The sequence below is a fragment of the Kineococcus vitellinus genome (genome assembly GCF_009906315.1).
Classification (GTDB): domain Bacteria; phylum Actinomycetota; class Actinomycetes; order Actinomycetales; family Kineococcaceae; genus Kineococcus; species Kineococcus vitellinus.
Map to the genome: position 1 here is coordinate 1 of NZ_JAAALL010000219.1, position 7,585 is coordinate 7,585.

Consider the following 7,585-nt stretch of genomic DNA (forward strand, 5'->3'; position numbering starts at 1 on the left):
CGCCGGACGACGGCCGTCCGGCGGCACCAGGGTCGCACGCGCGGCCGCGCGCCGCCACGCTCCGCCCGGCGGGGCGGCGGCGCGGGCGCCTCAGCCGCGGCGGCGGCGCAGCTCGGCGGCCAGCGCCGGCAGGACCTCGGTGAGGTCGCCGACGACGCCGTAGTCGGCGAACTCGAAGATCGGGGCGTCGGGGTCGCTGTTGACCGCGACGACGGTCCACGAGGCGTCCATGCCGCCGCGGTGGTGCACCGCGCCGGAGACCCCGGCGCCGACGTAGAGGCGCGGGCTGATCGTGACGCCCGTCTGCCCGACCTGCGCCTCGTGGCCGATCCAGCCCTCGTCGGTGGCGACGCGGGTGGCGCCGACCGCCGCGCCGAGGACGTCGGCGAGCTCCTCCACGGCCGTGAAGTCGCCCTCCACGCCGCGGCCGCCGACGACGACGACCTCCGCCTCGGCCAGCGGCGGGCGGTCGCCCGTCGGGCGGGGCGCGCGGGAGACCACGGTGACGGCGCGCGCGGCGGCGGACGCCTCGACGCGGTGCTCCACGACCGCGGGCGGCGCCGCGCCCTCCAGCGCGCTCGCCCGCACGGCGTGCGGGGAGAGCGCGACCACGGCCAGCCGGCCGGTCACGGCGCAGGCGGTGCCCCACGAGCCGGCCAGCACGCTCTTGCGCACCAGCCAGCCGTCGCCGGTGCGCTCGACGCCGTGGGCGCCGGTGACGACGCCGCCGCCGGTGCGCACCGCCAGGCGGGCGGCGACCTCCTTGTCCTCGAAGGTGGAGGCCACGAGCACCAGCGAGGGGGCGGCGGCCCCGACGACCGCGACGAGGGCGTCGACGGCGGCGGCGGTGGTGCGCTCGTCGGCGCCCTCGACCTCGACGCGGTGCAGCGTCGTGGCGCCGTGCGCGCCGACCACCGCGAGCGCGGCCCCGTCGGGGCCCGGCCCGCTCCAGACGGCGTGGACCTGCGCGCCGGGCAGCGAGCGCGCCAGCGTCAGCAGCTCCAGCGAGGTCGGGCGCAGCCGCCCCTCGAGGTGGTCGAGCAGGACGAGGACGACGTCGCCCGCCGTGCCGTCCGCGGTGCCGTCGGGGGTGCCGTCGGTGGTGCTGGTCACTGGAAGCCCTTCTGCGCCAGGTAGTCCACGAGCGCGGGGACGGTCTCGGCGCCCCCGGTGACGATCACCCGGTCGGGGCGCTCGGGGCGCGGGGCGGCCTCGGTGATGCGGGTGGTGGAGCCCGCCAGGCCCACCGCGGTGGGCTCCAGGCCCAGGTCCGCGAGCGTCAGCGCCGTCACGGGCTTCTTGCGGGCGGCGAGGATGCCCTTGAAGTCGGGGAAGCGGGCGCGGAAGGCCTGGTCGGTCACCGACACCACGGCCGGGGCCGGGGCCGTGAGCACCTCCACCTGCGTGGAGGTCTCCCGGCGCACCCGCACGAGCGGGCCCCCCTCCCCCGCCTCGACGGCGACCTCGTCGGCCAGGGTGAGCTGCGGCCAGCCGAGCAGCTCGGCCAGCGCCGCCGGCACGAGCGAGGTGAGCCCGTCCAGGGCCGCCATGCCGGCGACGACGAGGTCGACGGGGCGCTCGGCGTGCAGGTGGGCGACCGCGGCGGCCAGCACGCGCGCCGTGGCGAGGGCGTCCGAGCCGGCGATCGCCTCGTCGGTGACGTGCACGGCGCTGGTGGCGCCCATCGCCAGCCCGCGGCGCAGCGCCTCCACGGCGTGCGCGGGGCCGACCGTCAGGACGGTGACCTCGTGCTCGCCCTCGTCGCCGGCGGCCCGGGCCGCCTCGACGGTGCGCAGCCCCGCTTCCAGGGCGTCCTCGTCGAGCTCGTTGAGGGTGTCGTCGTCGCCGCCGCGGGCCAGCAGCCGGTCCTCGCGGAAGGCGCGGGGCGACTGGATGTCGGGGACGTGCTTGACGCAGACGACGACCCGCACCTCAGGCCCCGCTCTCGGCGTGCTCGACGGCGCGCCGGGCCTCGTCCTGCACGGCGCGCCCGGCCTCCTGCTCGGCGGCGCCCTCGGCCTCCTGCTCGGCCTCCTGCTCGGCCTGCTCGATGGCCTCGCGCGAGCGCTGGACCATCTCCTCGCGGGAGACGACCTTGACCCGCTCGCGCCCGTGCGGGGCGCCCAGCGAGCGCTCGTAGGCGTCCAGCACCTCCCAGTGCGTCCAGGTGAGGACGTCCACGCCCTTGGCGGTCAGCGTGTCCAGGACCGCCTGCGGGTCCGGCTCGGGGGCGCGGCGCAGCTGCGCGGCGTCGGAGACGAGGTGGCGGACGGTCTCGGAGGCGTCGGACTTGGTGTGCCCGATGAGCCCGACCGGGCCGCGCTTGATCCAGCCGGTGCAGTAGACGCCGGGCAAGTCCTCCCCCTCGGGGGTCAGCACGCGGCCCTCGTGGTTGGAGATGACGCCCGCCAGGTCGTCGAAGGGGATGCCGGGCAGCGGGGAGCCGAAGTAGCCGACGGCCCGGTAGACGGCCTGCACGTCCCAGTCGTGGAAGTCGCCGGTGCCCTCGACGGTGCCGTCGCCGACGAGGCGGGTGCGCTCGGTGCGCAGGCCGCTGACGCGCCCGTCGGTGAGCAGGACCTCGGCGGGGGCGTGCAGGAAGTGCAGGTGGATGCGCCGCGAGGCGGTCGACTCGCCCTCCTTGAGGGTCCAGTCGGTGAGGGTCTTGACGACCTGCTTGGTCTGGTTGGACTTCTGGATCGCGGTCATCGAGCCCTCGTCGAACTCGAAGTCCTCGGGGTCCACGATGACGTCGACGTCGGGGACGTGGCCGAGCTCGCGCAGCTCCAGCGGGGAGAACTTCGCCTGCGCGGGGCCGCGGCGGGCGAAGACGTGGACGTCGGTGACCTTCGACGCCTTCAGGCCCTCGTAGACGTTGTCCGGGATCTCGGTGGGCAGCAGGTCGTCGGCGTGCTTGGCGAGCATCCGCGCCACGTCGAGGGCGACGTTGCCGGCGCCCAGGACGGCCACCGTGGACGCCTCCAGCGGCCAGGTGCGCGGGTAGTCGGGGTGGCCGTCGTACCAGGAGACGAAGTCCGCGGCGCCGTGGCTGCCGGGGGCCTCGACGCCGGGGATCGCCAGCGCGGCGTCCTTGATCGCGCCGGTGGAGAAGACGACGGCGTCGTAGTGGCGCTGCAGGTCCTCCAGCGTCACGTCGGTGCCGAAGTCGACGTTGGACAGCAGCCGCACGTCACCGCGGCCCAGGACCTTCTCCAGCGCGACGACGATCTGCTTGATGCGCGGGTGGTCGGGCGCGACGCCGTAGCGCACGAGGCCGAAGGGCGCGGGCAGCCGCTCGAAGAGGTCGATCGACACCCCGTCGAACCCCGTGGCGCCCAGGTCGGCCTTGGAGAGGATGTCCGACGCGTAGATCCCGGCCGGTCCGGCTCCGACGACGGCGACGCGCAGCGGACGGTTCGAATCGCTCACAGCGGGGGGTGTCCCTCTCGTGCTGGGTGGGTGCTGGGTGGGTGCTCGGTGCGGTGCTGGCTCGTGCGGACGTGCGTAGGCAAGCCTAACGCCGCGGCGGCGGGCGCCCGACGCGACGATGCCCGGTGTGGACCAGCACCGCACCCGCACCGGCGTCGCCGCCGGGCTCACCAGCTACGCCCTCTGGGGCCTGTTCCCCTTCTACTTCCACGCGCTGCGGCCCACCGGGGCGCTGGAGCTGCTGGCCCAGCGGGTGGTGTGGACCTTCGTGCTGTGCCTGGTGCTCGTGGTGGCGCTGCGCCGGGGCGCGCGGGCGCTGGCCGTGGTCCGCTCGGCCCGCCAGCGGGGGCTGCTCGCCCTGGCCGCCGCCGCGATCGCCGTGAACTGGGGGGTCTACGGCCTGGCCGTGGTCACCGGGCACGTGCTGGAGGCCTCGCTCGGCTACTTCGTCAACCCGCTCATCACCGTGCTGCTGGGCGTGCTCGTGCTGCGGGAGCGGTTGCGGCGCAGCCAGTGGGTGGCCGTCGGCACCGGCCTGGTGGCCGTGGTCGTCATCACCGCCGACCTGGGCCGGCTGCCGTGGATGGCCCTGACCGTCGCCGTCTCCTTCGCCTCCTACGGGCTGCTGAAGAACCGGCTGGCGCGCGCCGGCGGCGGGGTGGACCCGCTGTCCGGGCTGACGCTGGAGACGACGGCGCTGCTGCTGCCGGCGGCGGCGGCGCTCATCCGCCACAGCGAGACCCCGGCGGCGACCTGCCCGACGACGAGCGCGCTCGTGGCGCCGATGCCGGTGCGGGCCACCTCGGCCGCCGTGATGCCGCCCTTGCTGACGACGACGTCCACGAGCGGCAGCAGCTCGCGCACGGCGCTCGTCAGCGCCGCCATCACCTTCTCGCCGTGGGCGAGGGTGCCGTGCCCGGCCGAGCGCACGCGCTCGCTGGCGACCGCCACCAGCGGCGCCCCGGCCAGCCGGCGGGCCGCGCGGGCGGCGACCTCGCGGCCTGCGGCGGCCGGGTCCTGCAGCGCGGAGTCGGTGGCGACGACCTCGGCGGGCCCGTGCTCGCGGGCCAGCAGCTCCAGCTGGGCCCGCGCGCCCTCGGTGTGCGAACCGCAGACGACGAGCACGCGCGGCGGGCTCGCGAGGACCGGGCGGGGCAGCAGGCCGGCGCTGGCCACGCCCGCCAGCTCGGCGGCGAGCGGGGCGGCGCAGCGCACCAGCGGGCGGCGCCCGCGCGCGCCGGCGGCGTCGACGGCGGCCGCCAGCGCCCGCACGTCGTCGTCGTCCACCGCGTCGGGCACCAGCACCGACCCGGCGGGCGCGCCCAGGAAGCGCTCCAGCAGGGCGCGCGGGTCGCGCACGACCTCCAGCGGCACCGGCACCGGCGTGCGGGTGGACTTCTCGGTCACGTAGTCGGCCAGCGAGGAGCTGCGGAAGCCGAAGACGGGGTCGGCGGCGTACTCCGTGGCGCCCACCGGCACCTGCTCGCCCGCCGCCGTGCGCACCAGGTGCACCCCGCCGGCGGTCGTGCGCCCGCCGGCCGGGAACGCCGGCACCAGCAGGACGACGTCGTCGGGGGCGGCGAAGACGTCCACCTCGGCGAAGACGTGCCCGCGCAGCGTGGAGTCGCCCCGCAGCACGAAGCGCACCTCGGCGCCGAGCCGGCGGCCGGCCTCCAGGGCGTCCTCGCGGATGCGCGCCACGAGGGCGACGGCGCTCGCCTCGTCGACGGCCCGGCTGTTGGTCTGCACGTAGACGCCGGCCGCCGTGCGCAGCGCGGCCTCCAGCAGGTCGGCGTCGCAGTCGAGCAGCACGCGCACACCGGTGGCCGACTGGGTGCCGGTGGGGTCGTCGTCGAGGACCACGGTCCTCGGCGCAGCGGTTCCGGAGGTCGTCACCGGGGCAGTAGAGCAGAGGCGGGGCGCTGGAGCAGCAGGGCCCGCTGCGGCAGAGTGGCGCCATGGACCTGCCGGTGCGCCCACCGCTGGAGCCGATGCTGGCCACGGCGGCGAAGGCGGTGCCCGCCCAGCCGGCCGGCGCCCCGGCCTGGCTGTACGAGCCCAAGTGGGACGGCTTCCGCTGCATCGTCTTCCGCGACGGCGACGAGGTGGAGCTGGGCTCGCGCAACACCAAGCCGCTGACGCGGTACTTCCCCGAGGTCGTCGCCGCGGTGCGCGCGGAGCTGCCGGAGCGCTGCGTCGTGGACGGCGAGCTGTTCGTGCCCGCCCCGGACGGCGGCCGGCTCTCCTGGGAGCTGCTGTCCCAGCGCATCCACCCGGCCGCCAGCCGCGTCGCGGCGCTGGCCCGCGACACCCCCGCGCAGTTCGTCGCCTTCGACCTGCTCGCCCTCGGCGAGGAGGACCTCACGCAGCGCCCGTGCGGGGAGCGCCGGCAGGCGCTGACGAGCGCGCTGGCCGGCTGCGGGCCGGTGGTGCACGTGAGCGCGGCGACGCTGGACACCGAGCTCGCCACGCGCTGGTTCTCCACCTTCGAGGGCGCCGGGCTCGACGGGGTGGTCGCCAAGCCCCTCGCCTCGCCCTACCTGCCCGGGGAGCGCGTCATGGTCAAGGTCAAGCACCGGCGCACCGCCGACTGCGTCGTCGTCGGCTACCGCGAGCACAAGAGCCTGCCCGGCGTCGGCTCCGTGCTGCTGGGCCTGCACACCGGCTCGGAGGTGGTGACCGTGGGCGGGGCGAGCGCGTTCACGGCGGCGCGGCGCGCGGAGCTGCTGGAGCAGCTGTCGGCGCTGCGCCTGGGCGAGGACGTGCGCGAGGAGGGCGAGCCCAACCGCTGGCACGCGCGGGCGGACTCCTCGTGGGTGCCGGTGCGCCAGGAGCTCGTGTGCGAGGTGGAGTACGACCAGCTGGAGGGCCGGCGGTTCCGGCACTCGCCGCGGTTCCTGCGCTGGCGGCCGGACCGGGAACCGGCCTCCTGCACGCTGGAGCAGCTGGAGGTCCCCGCCGGCTACGACCTGGCCGACGTCCTGTCGGGGACGCGCTGATGGCCCCCGGGGCACCGGCCGAGGAGCTCGACGTCGACGGGGTCGCCGTGCGCCTCACCTCCCCCGACAAGGCGTACTACCCGCAGCTGGGGCCGCGGGGCACCAAGCGGGCCGTCGTCGAGCACTACCGCCTCGTCGCGGCCGCGCTGCTGGAGGCCGTGCGGGACCGGCCGACGTACCTGCAGCGCTTCCCCGACGGCACCGAGGGCGAGGAGGTCTACCAGAAGCGCGTCCCGCGCTCCGCGCCGCCGTTCGTGCACACCGTCCGGATCACCTTCCCCTCCGGGCGCAGCGCCGACGCGCTGCGCCCGACGAGCACGGCGGCGATCGTGTGGGGCGCCCAGCAGTCGACGATCACCTTCCACCCGTGGCACTGCACCGCCCCCGACGTGGACCACCCCGACGAGCTGCGCGTGGACCTCGACCCGCAGCCGGGCACGGGGTTCGCGCAGGCCCGCGAGGTGGCCCGCGAGGTCCTGCACCCGCTGCTGGCGGAGCTGGGCCTGGAGGGCTCCCCCAAGACCTCCGGCGGCCGCGGGCTGCACGTCTTCGCGAGCATCGAACCGCGCTGGAGCTTCACCGAGGTCCGCCGCGCCGCGATCGCGCTGGCCCGCGAGGTGGAGCGCCGGGCCGGTGGGCGGGTGACGACGGCGTGGTGGAAGGAGGAGCGCGGCGCGCAGGTGTTCGTGGACTACAACCAGAACGCCCGCGACCGCACCATCGCCAGCGCGTACTCGCTGCGGCGCACGCCGCGGGCGACGGTGTCGGCCCCGCTGACGTGGGCCGAGCTGGACACCGACGTCGACCCCGACGACCTGACGCTGACGAGCTTCCCCGAGCGCTTCGCGGCCGTCGGCGACCTGTGGGCCGGGCGCCGCGCGCGCACGGGCTCCCTGGAGGCGCTGCTGGAGCTGGCCGCGCGCGACGAGGCCGGTGGCCTCGGCGACCTGCCCTACCCGCCGAACCACCCGAAGGTGGCGGGCGAGCCCAAGCGGGTGCAGCCCTCCCGCGACCGCGACCGCGAGCGCTGAGGAGGCACCGGCCGGGCCCGCGCTCAAGGGCCGGACGGGGGGTGCCGATGCACCCGGTGACCGGCGGGCGCCGGTCCACCCCCCTGTCGAAGGACACGACCATGCCGAGCACCGAGGCCGCACCGC

At 76.6% G+C, this 7,585-nt stretch carries 6 protein-coding genes and 1 pseudogene; 3 read left to right on the forward strand and 4 right to left on the reverse strand.

Going from position 1 to position 7,585, the window contains the following annotated elements:
- Positions 1-90 precede the first annotated feature (90 nt).
- From GTQ99_RS16800 to GTQ99_RS16810, 3 genes are read right to left on the reverse strand one after another with little or no spacing between them, the layout of a single operon-like run.
- Positions 91-1,113 (reverse strand): FAD-binding protein, encoded by a 1,023-nt coding sequence (locus tag GTQ99_RS16800; protein WP_166616882.1) that lies wholly within the window; start codon positions 1,111-1,113, stop codon positions 91-93.
- Positions 1,110-1,931, reverse strand: coding sequence for an electron transfer flavoprotein subunit beta/FixA family protein (locus GTQ99_RS16805; protein WP_166616883.1), 822 nt, complete (start codon positions 1,929-1,931; stop codon positions 1,110-1,112). Before GTQ99_RS16805 ends, GTQ99_RS16800 begins: the two co-directional genes overlap by 4 nt.
- 1 nt (position 1,932) lies before the next feature.
- A complete protein-coding gene (locus tag GTQ99_RS16810; protein WP_166616884.1) occupies positions 1,933-3,429 on the reverse strand; it encodes an FAD-dependent oxidoreductase in 1,497 nt (498 codons plus the stop codon).
- A gap of 118 nt (positions 3,430-3,547) precedes the next feature.
- Here GTQ99_RS16810 and GTQ99_RS25335 point away from each other — a divergent pair.
- A pseudogene (locus GTQ99_RS25335) lies at positions 3,548-4,096 on the forward strand (EamA family transporter); the annotation flags it as partial.
- Here the strand turns inward: GTQ99_RS25335 and GTQ99_RS27060 are convergent.
- Entirely contained in the window at positions 4,045-5,325 is a 1,281-nt protein-coding gene (locus tag GTQ99_RS27060; RefSeq protein WP_338075053.1) for a four-carbon acid sugar kinase family protein, read from the reverse strand. The pseudogene GTQ99_RS25335 and the gene GTQ99_RS27060 sit on opposite strands and share 52 nt — an antisense overlap.
- A 62-nt stretch (positions 5,326-5,387) precedes the next feature.
- On the opposite strand from GTQ99_RS27060, the gene GTQ99_RS16820 reads away from it, so the two are divergent.
- Both GTQ99_RS16820 and GTQ99_RS16825 read left to right on the forward strand, forming a co-directional pair.
- On the forward strand, positions 5,388-6,428 hold the full coding sequence (locus GTQ99_RS16820) for an ATP-dependent DNA ligase (protein ID WP_166616886.1): 1,041 nt from the start codon (positions 5,388-5,390) through the stop codon (positions 6,426-6,428).
- Positions 6,428-7,459: a DNA polymerase domain-containing protein gene (locus GTQ99_RS16825; protein WP_166616887.1), complete on the forward strand. Its 1,032-nt coding sequence runs from the start codon at positions 6,428-6,430 to the stop codon at positions 7,457-7,459. Before GTQ99_RS16820 ends, GTQ99_RS16825 begins: the two co-directional genes overlap by 1 nt.
- The last annotated feature ends 126 nt before the right edge of the window (positions 7,460-7,585 follow it).